The following is a 15,328-nucleotide window of genomic DNA, read 5'->3' as shown; positions in this document are numbered from 1 at the left end:
TGAAAGCCCGCCCGCACAAGGATCCGGCGGGCGAGGGCGCGGCGCACGGGGCGCCGCGTCGGCGGTCACGGCGCGGGCGCGGCCAGGGGCTGCGGTCGCGACCACACACTGTTCGGCTCGCCGTGGATCGCGCGCCGGCTGCTGGCGCGCGCCATCGCGGCAAACCCGATGGCCATGGCCAGCGCCACCCCGTCCACCCAGAACAGCGGCCAATAGCCGCGCAGCGCGCTGGTCCACAGCCACAGCCCGCTCATTGCGCCATGCACCAGCGGGATCAGCGCGGTGACGATCGCCGCGGCCCACAGCAGCTCGCGTGCGGCCTGCCACGGCGCGCGCAGCGCCGCCCACAGGGCGCAGCCGCCCCAGACCAGGAAACAGATCCAGCGCATGCCGGTGTCGGCGTGCGCGGGGGCCAGGTGTTCCAGCAGCTGCACGCCGACGAAGGCGGCCGAGATGGCCACGCACAGGCCGATGCACACCCCGACCGTGGCGCGCGCCATGTTGATCTGGGCGCGGCCCTGGGCCTGCTGCCGGCGCTTGCGCCGCGACTCGATCCACAGCAGGTTGCCCGAATAGAACAGGAAGGCACCGCCCAGGCCCAGTGCGAAATACAGCCAGGGCACCAGGCCGTTGCCGAACTCGCCGAAATGCAGGGCATACGCCGTCGCCAGCGTGGCGTGGTTGGCATCGCGCCGGCCCGGCAGCTGGGTGTGCAGGACATCGCCGGTATTGGCGTCCAGCGCCACGGCACCCAACGGACCCAACGACACCCCGCCGTCGCCGGTGATCTCGATCACTGCGTTGGCATCACCGGCGTTGGCCAGCTTCAGGTACGCCGGTTCGAAGCGCGCCTGGCCCTGGTCGTTGGCCACGGCGATCGCACGGGCATGCAGCATCGCCAGGCTGCCGGCCCGCACCGGCTCGCCGGCGGCCGCGCGGATCGGCGCGGTATCCATCGCCGCCGGCAGCGCGGCCAGCAGCTTGCCGTCGTAGATCAGCGGGTTGAGCGCGGCCATCTGCAGGAACACCAGGCACAGCAGCGCGCCGGTGACCGCAAACAGCAGGTGGAAGGGCAGGCTGAGCACGCCGATCACGTTGTGCGCGTCCTGCCACATCTGCTTCAGGTTGCGGCCCGGGCGCAGCGCGAACAGGTCGCCGACCAGCTTGGGCAGGTGGATCACCAGCCCGGACAGCAACGCCAGCCCATACAACAGGCTGACCACGCCCATCAGGTAGATGCCGGCCACCGGCAGGCCCAGGGTGTAGTGCAGTTCGTTGACCAGTTCGGCCAGCCCGGCCTGGGGCGGCGTAGGGCTGCCATCGTAGTGATCGGCCCAGGCGAACAGCCAGGTGCCTTTGGCGTCCTGCCAATAGGCCACCGATTGCGGCGTTTCGGCGCCGGGGAAGGTCATGCCCAGGTGCTGGCGGGCTTCCGGGTGCCGGGCCAGTACGCCATCCAGCAGGCGTTGTGCATCGTCCAGGGTCTGCGCGGGCTGCGTCATTGCCTGGGGCGACTGCCACAGCGGCAGATCGTGGTGGAACACGGTGATTGCGCCGGCATAGAACGCCACGAACAGCGCAAAGCCGGCTACCAGGCCAACCCAGGTATGCAGCGTGGTGAAGGTGCGCAGGGTGAGCGAACTGAATTTCATCGACGTTCCTTTACTGCACCAGCTGGGCGGCGCGCAGCAGCCACAACAGGCCAAAACCAGCCGCTGCGCTGATGCCCAGCCCCGCCCAGGCGCGCAGGCCGCTGCGGAACGCGAAGGCCCACAGGGCGGCCAGCATCCAGAACGGAATGAAGGTGATCAGGCTGGGCACGATGGCGCTCTGCCACGGGCCGGGCGGCAGCCACGCCACCAGTCCGGCGGCCGCGGCGGCCACGAAAAATCCGGCCACCAGCCCGGCCAGCGCACGCGCCCACATCAGGGCCGCGCCTCACGCTCGGGGCGCGTCCAGGCGGCCAGGTAGGGCAGGATCAGGGCGGTCAGCATCCACCCGGCCAGGGTCACGCACAGGCCGGTGGCCAGCCCCAGCTGGCCCATCCACAGCCACAGCGAGGTGGCGGCGGCCACCAGCCCGATCTGCCGCCCCAGCCGTCCGGCACGGCGCAGCCGCGGCCAGCGGCAGTGCGGGGACGCGGCGTAGAAGGCCAGCGCCGAGAACGCAGAGGCCGCGCCGGCGACGCTGCAATACAGCAGGGCAAGCGTGTTGCCGCTCAGCACGGGACGCACGTTGGACGGGCAGCGAAGGCCATGGGGGATCCTTGGGGGAGGGCGGGACCGCATGCCGCACGGCCCGCTGCGCATGGTAATCATTGCGGTTTTGGTCCGCCACAGCGGCGCGTTCAGGCGCATGCCGCGGCAGTGCAGGCGCAAAAATCCGCGCGTTGGTTTAAGATCGGCAGGGTATCCATCCAGGTAACAAGGTGGCCCGCGCCCAGCGCCGGTCCAGCGTGCGACATGAGCACTACCATCGCCCACCGCTGAACGCTCCCGACGGCCCCCTGCAGGCGCCTTCGTGGCGCTTTTTTTATGGCCGAGCGGCATGTCGCCGTTGCCTCTGTTCCACCTCCGATTCCCCGGCCTGCGTTGCAGGCCCATCAGAAAAAGCCCAGTCATGATCGCGATCACGCTTCCCGACGGCAGCCGCCGTGAGTTCGAAAACCCCGTCAGTGTCATGGACGTCGCCCAGTCGATCGGCGCCGGCCTGGCCAAGGCCACCATCGCCGGTTCGGTCGACGGCGTGCTGGTCGATGCCAGCGACGTGATCGATCGCGACGCGACCCTGCGCATCATCACCGCCAAGGACGAGGAGGGCGTTGAGATCATCCGCCACTCCGCCGCCCACCTGGTCGGCCATGCGGTCAAGCAGCTGTACCCGGACGTCAAGATGGTGATCGGCCCGGTCATCGCCGAAGGCTTCTACTACGACATCTACTCCGAGCGCCCGTTCACCCCGGACGACATGGCCGCCATCGAAAAGCGCATGGGCGAGCTGATCGCGCAGGACTACGACGTCATCAAGAAGGTCACCCCGCGTGCGGAGGTCATCGAGATCTTCAAGGCGCGTGGCGAGGACTACAAGCTGCGCCTGATCGAGGACATGTCCCCGGACATCCAGGCCATGGGCATGTACTACCACCAGGAATACGTGGACATGTGCCGCGGCCCGCACGTGCCCAACACGCGCTTCCTGAAGGCCTTCAAGCTGACCCGCATTTCCGGCGCCTACTGGCGTGGCGATGCGCAGAACGAGCAGCTGCAGCGCGTCTATGGCACCGCCTGGGCCGACAAGAAGCAGCTCGATGCGTACATCAAGCGCATTGAAGAAGCGGAGATGCGTGACCACCGTCGCATCGGCAAGCAGCAGGACCTGTTCCACCTGCAGGAAGAGGCCCCGGGCCTGGTGTTCTGGCACCCGAAGGGCTGGGCGCTGTGGCAGGTGGTCGAGCAGTACATGCGCAAGGTGTACCGCAGCACCGGCTACGGCGAAGTGCGCTGCCCGCAGATCCTGGACGTGTCGCTGTGGCAGAAATCGGGCCATTGGGACAACTACCAGGACGCGATGTTCTTCACCGAGTCGGAGAAGCGTACCTACGCGCTCAAGCCGATGAACTGCCCCGGCCACGTGCAGGTGTTCAACCAGGGGCTGCACAGCTACCGCGATCTGCCGATCCGCTACGGTGAGTTTGGCGCCTGCCACCGCAACGAGCCCTCCGGGGCGCTGCACGGCATCCTGCGCGTGCGTGGCTTCACCCAGGACGACGGTCACGTGTTCTGCACCGAAGACCAGGTCGAGGCGGAAGTGACCGCGTTCCACCAGCAGGCGCTGGCGGTGTACCAGCACTTCGGCTTCGAGGAGATCCAGGTCAAGATCGCGCTGCGCCCCGAATCGCGCCTGGGCGATGACGCCACCTGGGACAAGGCAGAGGGCGCGCTGCGCTCGGCACTGTCCAGCTGCGGGGTGGAATGGCAGGAGCTGCCGGGCGAGGGCGCCTTCTACGGCCCGAAGATCGAGTACCACCTCAAGGACGCCATCGGCCGCACCTGGCAGCTGGGCACCATGCAGGTCGATTTCATGATGCCTGGCCGTCTGGGCGCGGAATACGTGGACGAAAACAGCCAGAAGAAGCATCCGGTGATGCTGCACCGGGCCATTGTCGGTTCGATGGAGCGTTTCCTGGGCATCCTGATCGAGCACCATGCCGGCCAGTTCCCGTCCTGGCTGGCCCCGACCCAGGTGGTGGTGGCCAATATCACCGATGCCCAGGCTGAATACGTGAGCGAAGTCCGGAAAACCCTTGCAGATCAAGGCTTCCGGGTAAACGCCGATTTGCGCAACGAGAAGATCGGTTATAAGATTCGCGAGCATACGCTGCAGCGGGTCCCGTACCTGCTGGTGGTTGGCGACCGTGAGAAGGAAAATGGCGCCGTGGCCGTGCGTACGCGCTCTGGCGAAGATCTGGGCAGCATGTCCGTCCAGGCCTTCATCGAGCGGTTGCAGGCAGAACAGTCCGTGTAAGAAAGTCCCGGCCCTGCGGATGATCCGCCAGGGGCCGGTTTGATTCCTCTGGGAGATTGCAATATCAGTACCCCTGACAACAAACAGAACCGCAAGAATCAGGAAATCCGGGTGCCGCGCGTACGCGTGATCGGCAGCGACGGAGAAATGATTGGCGTGTTGACGCGTGACGAAGCGCTGTCGATGGCCGAAGACGAAGGTCTGGACCTGGTCGAGATTCAGCCGCAGGCTGATCCGCCGGTGTGCAAGATCATGGACTTCGGCAAGTTCAAGTTCGAAGCGCAGAAGAAGGCCAACGAGGCCAAGAAGAAGACCAAGCAGGTCGAGATCAAGGAAGTGAAGTTCCGTCCGGTCACCGATGAAGGCGACTACCAGATCAAGCTGCGCAAGATGCGCGGTTTCCTGGAAGAGGGCGACAAGATCAAGGTCAACATCCGCTTCCGTGGCCGTGAAATGAGCCATCAGGAACTGGGTCGCGAAATGGCCAACCGGATCGAAGGTGATCTGGGTGAGGACATCGTGATCGAGTCCCGTCCGCGCCTTGAAGGCCGGCAGATGGTCATGATGATCGCGCCGAAGAAGAAGTAACCGGCCCTCGGGCCTGGCCCGAACCGGCGGAGGGGTAGAGCCGACCGTTGGTCGGCTGCACAGCCCCCCGTGGCGGAGGGTAGAGCCGACCGTTGGTCGGCTTGGCCGCTCCGCGCACCACGCAGCAGGCGCCCATCGGCGCCTTCTGCCGTTTCCCGCGCTCGGTCGGGCACAACCCCGGCCTCCGCGCCCGTTCCGTTCAGGTTCGGCCGCCCCGCGGTAAACATTCGCCCAATCAACAGTTTGCAACCTCCCGTGTTCGCGGGCATAATGGGCGGCCCCGTTTTGCGGGGCGCTGTTTTGAACGGTTTCAGGCTCCGCAAGGGGCATGCTGTTTCAACGGCAACAGGACCGGCCTGGTTCCCATCGGGGATCCCGGGCTTACAAGCAGGCAAGGGCATGGACGGAAAGTGTGGCGCAGGCCACCGCCCTGGTCAGTGACAAAACATCATCAAGGACATTGCAATGCCCAAGATCAAAACCAACCGGGCGGCGGCCAAGCGTTTCCGCAAGACCGCCTCCGGCAAGTTCAAGGCTGGCCATGCCAACCGTAGCCACATCCTCACGAAGAAGTCGACCAAGCGGAAGCGCAATCTGCGTCAGACGAACCATGTTCGTGCAGAAGACGCAGGCCGTTTGAACCGTATGCTTCCCTACCTCTGAGGACTGACCCATGGCACGAGTAAAGCGTGGCGTACAGGCGCGTCGCCGCCACAAGAAAATTCTGACCCTGGCGAAGGGTTACTACAACGCTCGCCGCAAGGTCTTCCGCGTTGCCAAGCAGGCCGTGATCAAGGCACAGCAGTACGCCTACATCGGTCGTAAGCAGAAGAAGCGTAATTTCCGTTCGCTGTGGATCACCCGCATCAACGCGGCTGCCCGCATCAACGGCCTGAGCTACAGCCGTTTCATGAATGGCCTGCTCAAGTCCGGCATCACCCTGGACCGTAAGGTTCTGGCTGACATCGCCGTGCACGACGCAGCCGGTTTTGCTGCACTGGCCGAAAAGGCCAAGGGCGCGCTGGCGGCATAAGTCCATTCCCCCCGCCGTTGCCGCAGTCGCGCAGCGGTGGTGGGTAAGGCAAATGCATGGGGAAGGGCGCAAGTCCTTCCCCATTCTTTTTTGTGTTGGCGGTGGCCCTCCCGGTGCCCCCGATCGACAGCGGTGGCGACGGGGGTCGGCCCGGCGCGTATCGCGATGGCATACCGACGCGAGGCTCCGGCTATCCATGAGTGACATCCAATCCCTGACCACCCAGGCACTGGCCGACGTGGCCGCTGCCAGCAGCCCCGATGCGCTGGAAGCCCTGCGCGTGGCACTGCTCGGCAAGAACGGCAGCATCACCGCCCAGCTCAAGCAGCTTGGCGCATTGCCGGCCGACGAGCGCAAGGCCGCCGGCGAAGCCATCAACCGTTCCCGCGACGCGCTTACCAGCGCGCTGGCCGAACGCAAGGCCGTGCTGGAAGACGCTGCGCTGGACGCGCGCCTGGCCGCCGAATCCATCGATATCACCCTGCCGGGACGCCGCGCCGATCGCGCCGGCCTGCATCCGGTCACCCGTACCTTGGAGCGCATCACCGAGATCTTCGGCCGGCTCGGGTATGAAGTGTCCGAAGGCCCGGAAATCGAAGACGACTGGCACAACTTCGAAGCGCTGAACTTCCCGCCGCACCACCCGGCGCGTGCAATGCACGACACCTTCTATTTCGGCGACGGCCGCCTGCTGCGCACGCACACCTCCGGGGTGCAGGTGCGCTACATGGGCGACCACGCGCCGCCGCTGCGCATGATCGCCGCCGGCAAGGTCTACCGCAGCGACAGCGACCAGACCCATTCGCCGATGTTCCACCAGGTCGAAGGCCTGCTGGTGGACGAGCATTCGACCTTCGCCGACCTAAAGGGCACCTTGTCCGAGTTCGTGCGCGCGTTCTTCGAGCGCGATTTCGAGATGCGCTTCCGTCCCAGCTACTTCCCCTTCGTCGAACCCGGCGCGGAAGTGGACATCGCCTGGCAGCAGCCCGACGGCAGCACCCGCTGGCTGGAAGTGCTCGGCTGCGGCATGGTCCACCCGAACGTGCTGCGCAACGTCGGCATTGATCCGGAACGCTACACCGGCTTTGCCTTCGGTATGGGCGTGGAGCGCTTTGCGATGCTGCGCTACGGCGTCAACGACCTGCGCGCGTTCTTTGAAAACGACGTGCGGTTCCTGAAGCAGTTCGCGTAACGCCGGTACTACCCGTGCAGCCGGGCAGCGCCCGGCTCTACGTCGCACCACCATTCATCACGGCCCAGGCGCATGCGCCGGGCCCACCAGGGTGACACCATGAAATTCTCTGAAAACTGGCTGCGCAGCCACGTTCCCACCTCGGTCTCGCGCGACGAACTCGGCGCGGTGCTGACCGCCATCGGCCTGGAAGTGGAAGAGGTCACCGCGCTCGGCGTGGGCCTGGACCACGTGGTGGTGGCGCGCATCGTTTCCGCCGAGCGCCATCCCGAAGCCGACCGCCTGCAGATCTGCCAGGTCGATGCCGGGCAGGGCGAGCACCTGCAGATCGTGTGCGGCGCGCCGAACGCGCGCCCGGGCCTGGTTGCGCCGCTGGCCATGATCGGCGCGCAGATCGGCGAGCTGAAGATCAAGCCGGCCAAGCTGCGCGGCGTGGACTCCAACGGCATGCTGTGCTCGGCCAAGGAGCTGGGCCTGGACAGCGACGCCTCCGGCCTGTTCGAGCTGCCCGATGACGCGCCGGTTGGCCAGACCCTGGTCGAGTACCTCGGCCTGCCCGACGCCAGCATCGAGATCAAGCTGACCCCCAACCGCGCCGACTGCTTCAGCATCCGCGGCATCGCCTTCGACGTGGCCGCTGCATGCGCCAGCGAAGTGGTGCCGTTCGACGCGGCCCCGGTTGCGGCCGTGGGCACCCGTGAGTTGACCGTCGACCTGGCCGCCGGCGCCGAAGCGCCGCGCTACGTGGGCCGTGTCATCGAGGGCATCAACGCCCGCGCCGCCACCCCGCTGTGGATGGCCGAGCGCCTGCGCCGCAGCGGCGTGCGTCCGGTGTCGCTGCTGGTGGACATCACCCAGTACGTGATGCTGGAACTGGGCCAGCCGATGCACGCCTTCGACCTGGGCACCCTGCAGGGCAGCATCGGCGTGCGTCGCTCGCACGCCGGTGAGGCGCTGAAGCTGCTCGATGGCCGCGATGCCGCGCTGGACGACAGCTTCCTGGTCATCACCGACGCCGATCGCCCGATCGCGCTGGCCGGCCTGATGGGCGGCTTCGACACCCGCGTCACCGACGACACCACCGCCGTGTTCCTGGAGGCCGCGCATTTCGCGCCCGCCGCGATCATGGGCCGTGGCCGCAAGCTGGGCCTGCACACCGACGCCGGCCACCGCTTCGAGCGCGGCGTGGACCCGGCCCTGCCGCGCACCGCGATCGAGTACGCCACCCGCCTCGTACTGGACCTGGCCGGCGGCACCCCCGCGCCGGTGACCGAAGCGGTACGTGAGGCCGACCTACCGGCGACCGCCAGCATCGGCCTGCGCCGCGCGCGCATCGCCCGCGTGCTCGGCATCCAGATCGCCGATGCCGACGTCGAGCGCATCCTGCGCGCGCTGGGCATGGACGTGGCCGCCCACGCCGACGGCTGGCAGGTGACCGCGCCGAGCCGCCGCTTCGACATCGCCATCGAAGAAGACCTGATCGAAGAGCTGGCCCGTATCCACGGCTACGAGCAGATCCCGACCACGCTGCCGGGCGGCGCCTCGCGCATCGCCATGCCCAGCGAGACCTGCCTGGACGACCTGAGCGTGCGCCGCCAGCTGGTGGCGCGCGACCTGCAGGAAACCATCAACTACGCCTTCGTCGATGCCGGTCTGCTCGGCCAGTGGCAGCTGCATGACGACGTGGTGGCACTGGCCAACCCGCTGTCGGCCGAACTGGCCGTGATGCGCCCGTCGCTGCTGCCGGGCCTGGTGGCCACCCTGGGCCGCAACGCCGCGCGCCAGCTGGGCCGGGTGCGCCTGTTCGAGCTGGGCCGCAGCTTCCACCCGCAGGCAGGCGAGGGCATCCCGGCACCGCTGGAGACCCAGCGCGTGGCCGCCGCCGTGTGTGGCGACGCCGACCCGCAGCAGTGGGGCCTGGCCACCCGCAAGGTCGATTTCCACGACCTCAAGGGTGACCTGGAATCGCTGGCCGCGGCCTCCGGCGCGGTGCTGACCTTCCAGCCCTCGCAGCGTCCTTACGGCCACCCGGCGCGTTCGGCCGAGGTGCTGCGCGATGGCGTCAGCCTGGGCTGGATCGGCCAGATCCACCCGCGCCTGGCCAAGGCCATGGACATCGACGTCGACGTGTTCGCCTTCGAGCTGGACCTGGCCCCGCTGGCCGCCCGCCAGCTGCCGCGTGCGGCCGAGCTGTCGCGCTTCCCGTCGGTGCGCCGCGACCTGGCCTTCCTGGTGCCCGAGGCCTCCGCCTGGGCCGACCTGGAAGCCACCCTGCGCCGGGCCGTCGGGCCGCTGCTGCGGCAGGTGACCCTGTTCGACCGGTACGTCGGCCAGGGGGTCGAGCCGGGCTTCAAGAGTCTCGCTATGGGCTTGATTTTGCAGGACAAGTCGCGCACTCTGACGGACCGCGACGTGGAGTCGGTAGTGGCCGAGGCTGTCTCTGCCATGGAGCGTGAACACCACGCCCGGATCCGCGGTTGAGCGGGCAGCATGGGGGGTAGCAGGAATGGCATTGACCAAGGCTGAGATGGCCGAAAAGCTGTTCGACGAAGTGGGTCTGAACAAGCGCGAAGCCAAGGAATTTGTCGACGCGTTCTTCGATGTGTTGCGTGAGGCATTGGAACAGGGACGTCAGGTGAAGCTGTCCGGCTTCGGCAATTTCGACCTGCGGCGCAAGAACCAGCGCCCGGGCCGCAACCCGAAAACCGGCGAGGAAATTCCGATTTCCGCCCGTACGGTGGTCACCTTCCGTCCGGGCCAGAAGCTCAAGGAAAGGGTAGAGGCATATGCTGGATCCGGGCAGTAACCGCGAACTTCCGCCGATACCGGCAAAGCGCTACTTCACCATTGGTGAAGTCAGCGAGCTTTGCGATGTCAAACCGCACGTGCTGCGCTACTGGGAAACCGAGTTTCCCAGCCTGGAGCCGGCCAAGCGCCGCGGCAACCGCCGCTACTACCAGCGCCACGATGTGCTGATGGTGCGCCAGATCCGCGGCCTGCTCTACGAGCAGGGCTACACCATCGGCGGCGCGCGCCTGCGCCTGGAAGGTGCCGGTGCCCGCGACGAATCGACGCTGAGCAACCAGATCATCAAGCAGACGCGGATGGAGCTGGAAGAAGTGCTGCAATTGCTTCGTCGCTGAACAAATTCTTCGATAAAACCGTTATACTCGTCGGCCCGCTGAGAGGCGGGGACAGTACCAGCATCATCGGGGCGTAGCGCAGCCTGGTAGCGCATCTGCCTGGGGGGCAGAGGGTCGTCGGTTCAAATCCGGCCGTCCCGACCAAACTGGTAATGAAAACAAAGGCCTACGCAGCGATGCGCGGGCTTTTTTTTTGCGTCCCCCTATTCTCCCCCTATCGAACCAGCACGCTGCCGGTCGGCACTTCTTGCCAGGGTGTGTCGTGGCCATCCAGATAGTTCTCCGTCATCGACGTAGACGAGTGGCCCATCAGCCCCTGGACCTGCTCGATCGCCCAGCTCAATTCGCTCAGCAGCGCGCCGCCCAAGCTGCGGATCTCGTGGAAGCTCGGCGGGTTGTCGCCGCTGATGCCAGCCGTTTCGCGCTCTTCATGGAATGCACGGGTCAGTTGCTCCGGCATGACCTGCGTATGGTGCTGCCGCGTCGATGCGCGCTTGTCGGAGGGCCGGGCGCGGTCGGGAAGGCGATGCGGCACGAACGGCGACAGCACGGTGTGGCATTCGTGCGCCAACAGGCGGCAAGATGGTCGCTGATGCGGATCTTCAACTTCACCAGCGTGCTGCCCTCGGTCTTCTGCGGCACCACCCACAGGTAGCCGTCGCGCACGTCGGCGAACTTCAGCGACACCACGTCCTCGCGGCGCAGCAGCGTCACCAGCGACAGGTCCATGGCCAGGCGCAACCACTGCTCGGCCTTGTCCCAGATCGCTGCATACACCTCACGGGTAAGGCGCGCTTGCGCTCGTGCTGGAAGCGGCGCGTGGCCAGCACGGGGTTGGTGTCGATCCGGCCCTCCTGCACAGCGCACGCCCATGATTCAGCCCAGCACCAGCCGGAACTGCTGGCGCGCTCGGTCGGACTGGGTCACGCCGCGGATGAATTCTGCACAGTCCTTCACGGTCACCTCTTCCACTGGCAGGCTGCCGATGCCGGCCTCGGTGCGGCGGATGACGCTTTCGTACACCTCGGCCGTCTTCGGCGCCCAGTTGCGCCCGGGCACGTCGTCGCGGCGAAACACGGTGATCCCGTCGGCCACCGTCTCGAGAGAGCCGATCACCTTGTCTACCAGGTCGTTGCCCAGCAGCAGCATGGCGTTGAGCTTCCTGGCCGCGGCGAACGCCTTGGCCTGGTCCCGACCCATGAACGTCTCGCGCCGGTTGATGGGGTGGCCGTACTTGAACCCGCCCTTGTTCGGGTAGAGGTTGTCTGGCCAGCCCTGACGGCCGGCGCTACGCTTTCGTGGTGACATCTTCCTATCCTGCTTTCAGTACGCGCTCGACGAGGTCATTCCCGTCCGAGAGCCATGCGTGTTCATCGATGAACCACGTGCCGCCCACTTTTTTGGCCGGGATTTTCCATCCCGTAGCCAGCGCTGCAGGGTGGCAATGCTTGGCCGACTCGAAGGGTCGAAATAGCGGTCGAGCCACTTTTCTGTCGTCATCAAATGCACGGCATCTCCCTCGGGTCGATGATCCCACTGTGTCCGGCGGGGCAGGCGGCAGCCCCATGTGTTCTCTCATGTGTGGCTGGGTCGATGAACCTCTCAAAGGGCGTTGAGGAAAGCCCAGTCGAACAATGGGATGGATGAATTCTGGCGCCCACGGCACAAAGTCGTGCCACGCACACCTATCGCCTAGGTGAAGTGAGCGTGTAGCATTCGGCCCTATGTGAAAAAGGAATTCAGAGTGACTAACACCATGAAAAGAATTTTCGACGGAATGTTGAATAGCCACACCGTTCGCGTTATCGCTGAGGTGAGCCCTAGCGGCAATAGTTATCGCGCCATCGTTGATGGTGCCCGCATCGGAGGCGCCTCTTCAGATCGCATGACCTTGGCAGAAGGGATCGAACTCGGTAAGGAACTGGCCTTGAAGTTTCTTCGTTCCACCGGTCAGCTTGACGGTGAAGAGCGAGACGCCGAAGTGCCTGAAGAAGGCGCAGACGATGCGGAAGAGGTTCTTACGGCAGCTGCAGCTGGCAGGTGAAGCTGAAGACCAGAAGTAGCCTGATATCGTAGCGGTGGCTGTTTCGGTTGAATGCGCTTGCAGTGAGAGAACTCATGCCGCCACCGCAATATGGTCTCGCACCGGATCCAAGTTTGCGTCTGCAAAAGCCCGCAGCGGCGGGCTGACGCTGTTGCCGACCATGCGCACTGCGGCGCTGGTGGTGAGCGGCGTGCCGTTGGCGATGCGGTCGATGACGCAGCCGGCCGGGAAGCCCTGAACGCGGTACAGCTCGTGCGGCTTGAGCATGCGCAGTCCGATATCCACGATGACGTAGGGCGTGCCCTTGATTACCACAGTGGCCAGCGCCAGCCGGTCAAGCGTGGTGACGGTGTCGACCGGGTGCGACAGGTTCGGCACGTTGGCGCCAGTTTCGTAGTACTTGATCAGGAAGGCAGCCACCCGCAGTGCGCCTTCTTGGTGCTCGGGCGATAGCTATGCCAGCTGGGCCTCGGCGACGGCATGGCCCCCGTATCCGCTTGCGGTGACCGTGCCCAACGGATCGCGTGCATCTTTGCTGCCCGCGCCCCAACGCTGGACACCTCCCGGTCGGCCTTCGCCATGCTCGGTTTGCACCATGAAGGCCGTGGACAGGGCATGGTGTTCTGCCTGGGCGGCCACCGTAGCCAGCGGGGAGCGGCCATCTGCGCCAACCATGTTCCGCCGCAGTGTGACCAGCGAGGCAGCGGCCACGCCCAAGGCGTGCGCGGCCCCGGCAGGCCGGGCAGCGCCGGCACCCGACGTGATAGTGGGAACCGGCTCGGTGATAGGAGTGCCGATGCTGTCGCCACGGAACTGCACCAGGGGCGGTGCTGCCACTGCATGCTTCACTCCGACCGCAACCACCGTGCCAAGCGGCTGCTGCAGATCCAGTGAGCGCGGTGCCTGACCAGCGCGCTGGCCGTATCCTGTCTGCACCAGTACCGGCGCCACCAGCGCGGTGTCCGCCTTTGCACTCTATGAAGTGACAATTTGACTGCGAAGAGCGGAGCGATGGGAATGCCTGCAAGCTATTGATCCCCTGAGAATTACTTCCCGACGGTTCCAGTGGGCGCTGGCGGTATACACAGCCTTGATAAAAACAGATGCCGCCAAGGTAGAATTTGGCTGCTCATAGATTTGAAGGGTTGTTATGTCGATTTCGATTGAATCCCCCCTCAAGGCTCGGCTGGTACAACAGCTCAGCGACGTATTGAAGGGCGCAACGGTCTATGCAAACCTGTTTGTGTCCACGTCATCGTTGATTGGGCTGGCTAATATTAAGAGCTTGCCCGACAAGGGGGCGCTGGCAGAGGAGTTGCGACGATACATAGGTGATAGTCCCTTCACGATGTTTATTTATGGAGAGGCTAGTGCCATCTTTCCTGATGGCGCCTATCAAGAAGATAGTGGTGATCGCCCGCTCATTAGCTTTGATGGTTATGCTGATACAACGCCAATTGCTCAACGCCTTGTTGATTCGTTTTGTAGTTTGCCTTGGCGGTATCAGGTTACCATTCGGTTGCCAGCTTCTCTCCGCGCCGTTGTCGATGGAACGTCTCATCAATTCGAGCTTTCGTCTCGCCATCGCATAGTTTCGGGTTCGTCTCTCATTAGCACGCATCCGCTCGCCGATTTGAGTAGGCCCAGCCTTCTGAGCTTCTTTGAGGGTTCTGCGCCCTCATCTGGATGGGATGAGGATGGTGTCTATCTTCAGGTTGATATCGAAGGATACTGCGCCTACTGGCCCACTGAGCCATTTATGGTTGCCCGCGAGGAGATTTACTCCTTCTTTGGATTGGGTCTCGCCTTAGGCCTCTTCGTCAATGAAGGATACGGCATGCTAGGTAATGAGCCGAAGCTCTCCCCGCTTCATGTCCACCGCTTAGATGACGGAAAATGGGTCGAACACCGAACGGTTCCTTTTGATGAGCTACAGCAAAAGGGGATTCACAACCTCTCTGTTTCCAGTAAATCTCGATCTGAGCCACGAGATATGTTGGATAAATTGGAGAGGATGGCTTCTGTGTTTCGATCTAGTGGCGGCAAGAATATTATTCTATCTTCTCGCTGGCTGTTTGATAGTCATTGTGGTCGTGATGAGTTACTTAGCTATGTGCAGGCGGCGGTTGCAATTGAGATTTTGCTTGGCGACGAAGATGCGGATCATACCGTCGGCCTCACAAACTTGATGGCGAACAGATGCGCATACCTCATTGCACAAACCCCTTCCGCGCGGGCAAGCCTGCTTAGAAATTTTCGAGATATCTACAAGGTGAGATCAAAGATTGTTCATCGCGGTAAAAGTCGGCTTAATCCCGACGAAGTGCGTCTTTTCCATATGCTCCAGTCAATTATTCGCGCCGTGATTGATAAGGAACAGCGCCTCCTGGCTCGGGCTGAGGATGTAGGTTAGGAGAAGGGGTGAGTCAGATCTTCGTCGTTATTGCGGGAGCAATTCACTGAGCGACTGACGCGATATGCCTCCATCGCGGGCGGTTCGCTGGTCAGCGGCAAGGTGCGCCGCGCCGGCGAGGCAGGCCAGCTGTTCGCGCAGCAGGAAAGCAGCCCACTGATCCACACCAGTGCCGTGGCGGCCGAGCGCGGCCGGAACATCCTGGCCGATCGCGGCGAGCAGGCGGCGAACGACCTAGTGCTGCCATTGTTCGCCGGCCCGCTGCGGCCGGGCGAGGTTGGACGGATCCTGCCGCTCGACCTCGTGGAGGTCGTAGGCGAGGCAGGCACCTAGCATGGTTTGAGCACTGCGGTCAGGACCGAGGCCAGGACCAGCGACAAGGCAGCCGTGA

The 15,328-nt window shown here is 64.6% G+C and carries 19 protein-coding genes and 1 tRNA gene; 12 read left to right on the top strand and 8 right to left on the bottom strand.

What is annotated here, in order from left to right; translation table 11 throughout:
* Positions 1-65: 65 nt before the first annotated feature.
* From ABIA71_RS09695 to ABIA71_RS09685, 3 genes are read right to left on the bottom strand one after another with little or no spacing between them, the layout of a single operon-like run.
* Complete coding sequence (locus tag ABIA71_RS09695) at positions 66-1,652, bottom strand: PepSY-associated TM helix domain-containing protein (protein ID WP_354285034.1); 1,587 nt, start codon at positions 1,650-1,652, stop codon at positions 66-68.
* Between the two features lie 10 nt (positions 1,653-1,662).
* Complete coding sequence (locus ABIA71_RS09690; RefSeq protein ID WP_354285033.1) at positions 1,663-1,926, bottom strand: hypothetical protein; 264 nt, start codon at positions 1,924-1,926, stop codon at positions 1,663-1,665.
* Positions 1,926-2,234: a hypothetical protein gene (locus ABIA71_RS09685; RefSeq protein WP_354285032.1), complete on the bottom strand. Its 309-nt coding sequence runs from the start codon at positions 2,232-2,234 to the stop codon at positions 1,926-1,928. Before ABIA71_RS09685 ends, ABIA71_RS09690 begins: the two co-directional genes overlap by 1 nt.
* A gap of 385 nt (positions 2,235-2,619) precedes the next feature.
* Here ABIA71_RS09685 and thrS point away from each other — a divergent pair, with 385 nt between their 5' ends.
* From thrS to ABIA71_RS09640, 9 genes are all read left to right on the top strand, one after another.
* Positions 2,620-4,524 (top strand): threonine--tRNA ligase, encoded by a 1,905-nt coding sequence (gene thrS, locus ABIA71_RS09680; RefSeq protein ID WP_354285031.1) that lies wholly within the window; start codon positions 2,620-2,622, stop codon positions 4,522-4,524.
* A 48-nt stretch (positions 4,525-4,572) separates the two neighbouring features.
* Entirely contained in the window at positions 4,573-5,112 is a 540-nt protein-coding gene (gene infC, locus ABIA71_RS09675; RefSeq protein ID WP_172407481.1) for a translation initiation factor IF-3, read from the top strand.
* A 465-nt stretch (positions 5,113-5,577) separates the two neighbouring features.
* Positions 5,578-5,775, top strand: a complete 198-nt coding sequence (gene rpmI, locus ABIA71_RS09670; RefSeq protein WP_017355265.1) for a 50S ribosomal protein L35 — start codon at positions 5,578-5,580, stop codon at positions 5,773-5,775.
* 10 nt (positions 5,776-5,785) lie between these two features.
* The gene (rplT, locus tag ABIA71_RS09665) at positions 5,786-6,145 is read left to right on the top strand and encodes a 50S ribosomal protein L20 (RefSeq protein WP_017355264.1); all 360 of its coding nucleotides are present in this window, start codon (positions 5,786-5,788) and stop codon (positions 6,143-6,145) included.
* Between the two features lie 196 nt (positions 6,146-6,341).
* Positions 6,342-7,337 carry a phenylalanine--tRNA ligase subunit alpha gene (pheS, locus tag ABIA71_RS09660; protein WP_038687280.1) on the top strand — a complete coding sequence of 332 codons (996 nt, stop codon included), beginning with the start codon at positions 6,342-6,344 and terminating at the stop codon, positions 7,335-7,337.
* Positions 7,338-7,436: 99 nt separating this feature from the next.
* The gene (gene pheT, locus ABIA71_RS09655) at positions 7,437-9,818 is read left to right on the top strand and encodes a phenylalanine--tRNA ligase subunit beta (RefSeq protein ID WP_354285030.1); all 2,382 of its coding nucleotides are present in this window, start codon (positions 7,437-7,439) and stop codon (positions 9,816-9,818) included.
* Positions 9,819-9,843: 25 nt separating this feature from the next.
* Positions 9,844-10,143 carry an integration host factor subunit alpha gene (locus ABIA71_RS09650; RefSeq protein WP_005410432.1) on the top strand — a complete coding sequence of 100 codons (300 nt, stop codon included), beginning with the start codon at positions 9,844-9,846 and terminating at the stop codon, positions 10,141-10,143.
* Positions 10,124-10,480 (top strand): MerR family transcriptional regulator, encoded by a 357-nt coding sequence (locus ABIA71_RS09645; RefSeq protein WP_038687283.1) that lies wholly within the window; start codon positions 10,124-10,126, stop codon positions 10,478-10,480. Before ABIA71_RS09650 ends, ABIA71_RS09645 begins: the two co-directional genes overlap by 20 nt.
* 67 nt (positions 10,481-10,547) lie before the next feature.
* Positions 10,548-10,624, top strand: a tRNA-Pro gene (locus ABIA71_RS09640).
* Between the two features lie 70 nt (positions 10,625-10,694).
* Here ABIA71_RS09640 and ABIA71_RS09635 read toward each other — a convergent pair.
* From ABIA71_RS09635 to ABIA71_RS09625, 3 genes are all read right to left on the bottom strand, one after another.
* Positions 10,695-10,940, bottom strand: a complete 246-nt coding sequence (locus ABIA71_RS09635) for a tyrosine-type recombinase/integrase (RefSeq protein ID WP_354285029.1) — start codon at positions 10,938-10,940, stop codon at positions 10,695-10,697.
* Entirely contained in the window at positions 10,925-11,257 is a 333-nt protein-coding gene (locus ABIA71_RS09630; protein ID WP_354285028.1) for a site-specific integrase, read from the bottom strand. Before ABIA71_RS09630 ends, ABIA71_RS09635 begins: the two co-directional genes overlap by 16 nt.
* 99 nt (positions 11,258-11,356) lie before the next feature.
* The gene (locus ABIA71_RS09625; protein WP_354285027.1) at positions 11,357-11,788 is read right to left on the bottom strand and encodes a phage integrase Arm DNA-binding domain-containing protein; all 432 of its coding nucleotides are present in this window, start codon (positions 11,786-11,788) and stop codon (positions 11,357-11,359) included.
* Positions 11,789-12,224: 436 nt separating this feature from the next.
* On the opposite strand from ABIA71_RS09625, the gene ABIA71_RS09620 reads away from it, so the two are divergent.
* Entirely contained in the window at positions 12,225-12,524 is a 300-nt protein-coding gene (locus ABIA71_RS09620) for a hypothetical protein (RefSeq protein ID WP_354285026.1), read from the top strand.
* A 72-nt stretch (positions 12,525-12,596) separates the two neighbouring features.
* Here ABIA71_RS09620 and ABIA71_RS09615 read toward each other — a convergent pair whose 3' ends face one another.
* Positions 12,597-12,944 carry a DNA cytosine methyltransferase gene (locus tag ABIA71_RS09615; protein WP_354285025.1) on the bottom strand — a complete coding sequence of 116 codons (348 nt, stop codon included), beginning with the start codon at positions 12,942-12,944 and terminating at the stop codon, positions 12,597-12,599.
* Positions 12,945-12,977: 33 nt separating this feature from the next.
* Positions 12,978-13,475, bottom strand: coding sequence for a hypothetical protein (locus tag ABIA71_RS09610; protein WP_354285024.1), 498 nt, complete (start codon positions 13,473-13,475; stop codon positions 12,978-12,980).
* 199 nt (positions 13,476-13,674) lie between these two features.
* On the opposite strand from ABIA71_RS09610, the gene ABIA71_RS09605 reads away from it, so the two are divergent.
* Positions 13,675-14,937: a hypothetical protein gene (locus tag ABIA71_RS09605; RefSeq protein WP_354285023.1), complete on the top strand. Its 1,263-nt coding sequence runs from the start codon at positions 13,675-13,677 to the stop codon at positions 14,935-14,937.
* A gap of 30 nt (positions 14,938-14,967) precedes the next feature.
* Complete coding sequence (locus tag ABIA71_RS09600) at positions 14,968-15,270, top strand: hypothetical protein (RefSeq protein ID WP_354285022.1); 303 nt, start codon at positions 14,968-14,970, stop codon at positions 15,268-15,270.
* Positions 15,271-15,328 lie beyond the last annotated feature (58 nt).

Origin of the sequence: Stenotrophomonas sp. 2619 (assembly GCF_040548725.1) — a bacterium.
Taxonomy (GTDB): domain Bacteria; phylum Pseudomonadota; class Gammaproteobacteria; order Xanthomonadales; family Xanthomonadaceae; genus Stenotrophomonas; species Stenotrophomonas maltophilia_AP.
This window is presented reverse-complemented; position numbering and strand designations above follow the sequence as displayed.

Coding starts and splice junctions, on each gene's coding strand:
- ABIA71_RS09695 (WP_354285034.1), bottom strand. CDS start 1,652: ATGAAATTCAGTTCGCTCACCCTGCGCACCTTCACCACGCTGCATACC.
- ABIA71_RS09690 (WP_354285033.1), bottom strand. CDS start 1,926: ATGTGGGCGCGTGCGCTGGCCGGGCTGGTGGCCGGATTTTTCGTGGCC.
- thrS (WP_354285031.1), top strand. CDS start 2,620: ATGATCGCGATCACGCTTCCCGACGGCAGCCGCCGTGAGTTCGAAAAC.
- rpmI (WP_017355265.1), top strand. CDS start 5,578: ATGCCCAAGATCAAAACCAACCGGGCGGCGGCCAAGCGTTTCCGCAAG.
- rplT (WP_017355264.1), top strand. CDS start 5,786: ATGGCACGAGTAAAGCGTGGCGTACAGGCGCGTCGCCGCCACAAGAAA.
- pheS (WP_038687280.1), top strand. CDS start 6,342: ATGAGTGACATCCAATCCCTGACCACCCAGGCACTGGCCGACGTGGCC.
- pheT (WP_354285030.1), top strand. CDS start 7,437: ATGAAATTCTCTGAAAACTGGCTGCGCAGCCACGTTCCCACCTCGGTC.
- ABIA71_RS09650 (WP_005410432.1), top strand. CDS start 9,844: ATGGCATTGACCAAGGCTGAGATGGCCGAAAAGCTGTTCGACGAAGTG.
- ABIA71_RS09645 (WP_038687283.1), top strand. CDS start 10,124: ATGCTGGATCCGGGCAGTAACCGCGAACTTCCGCCGATACCGGCAAAG.
- ABIA71_RS09635 (WP_354285029.1), bottom strand. CDS start 10,940: ATGCCGGAGCAACTGACCCGTGCATTCCATGAAGAGCGCGAAACGGCT.
- ABIA71_RS09625 (WP_354285027.1), bottom strand. CDS start 11,788: ATGTCACCACGAAAGCGTAGCGCCGGCCGTCAGGGCTGGCCAGACAAC.
- ABIA71_RS09605 (WP_354285023.1), top strand. CDS start 13,675: ATGTCGATTTCGATTGAATCCCCCCTCAAGGCTCGGCTGGTACAACAG.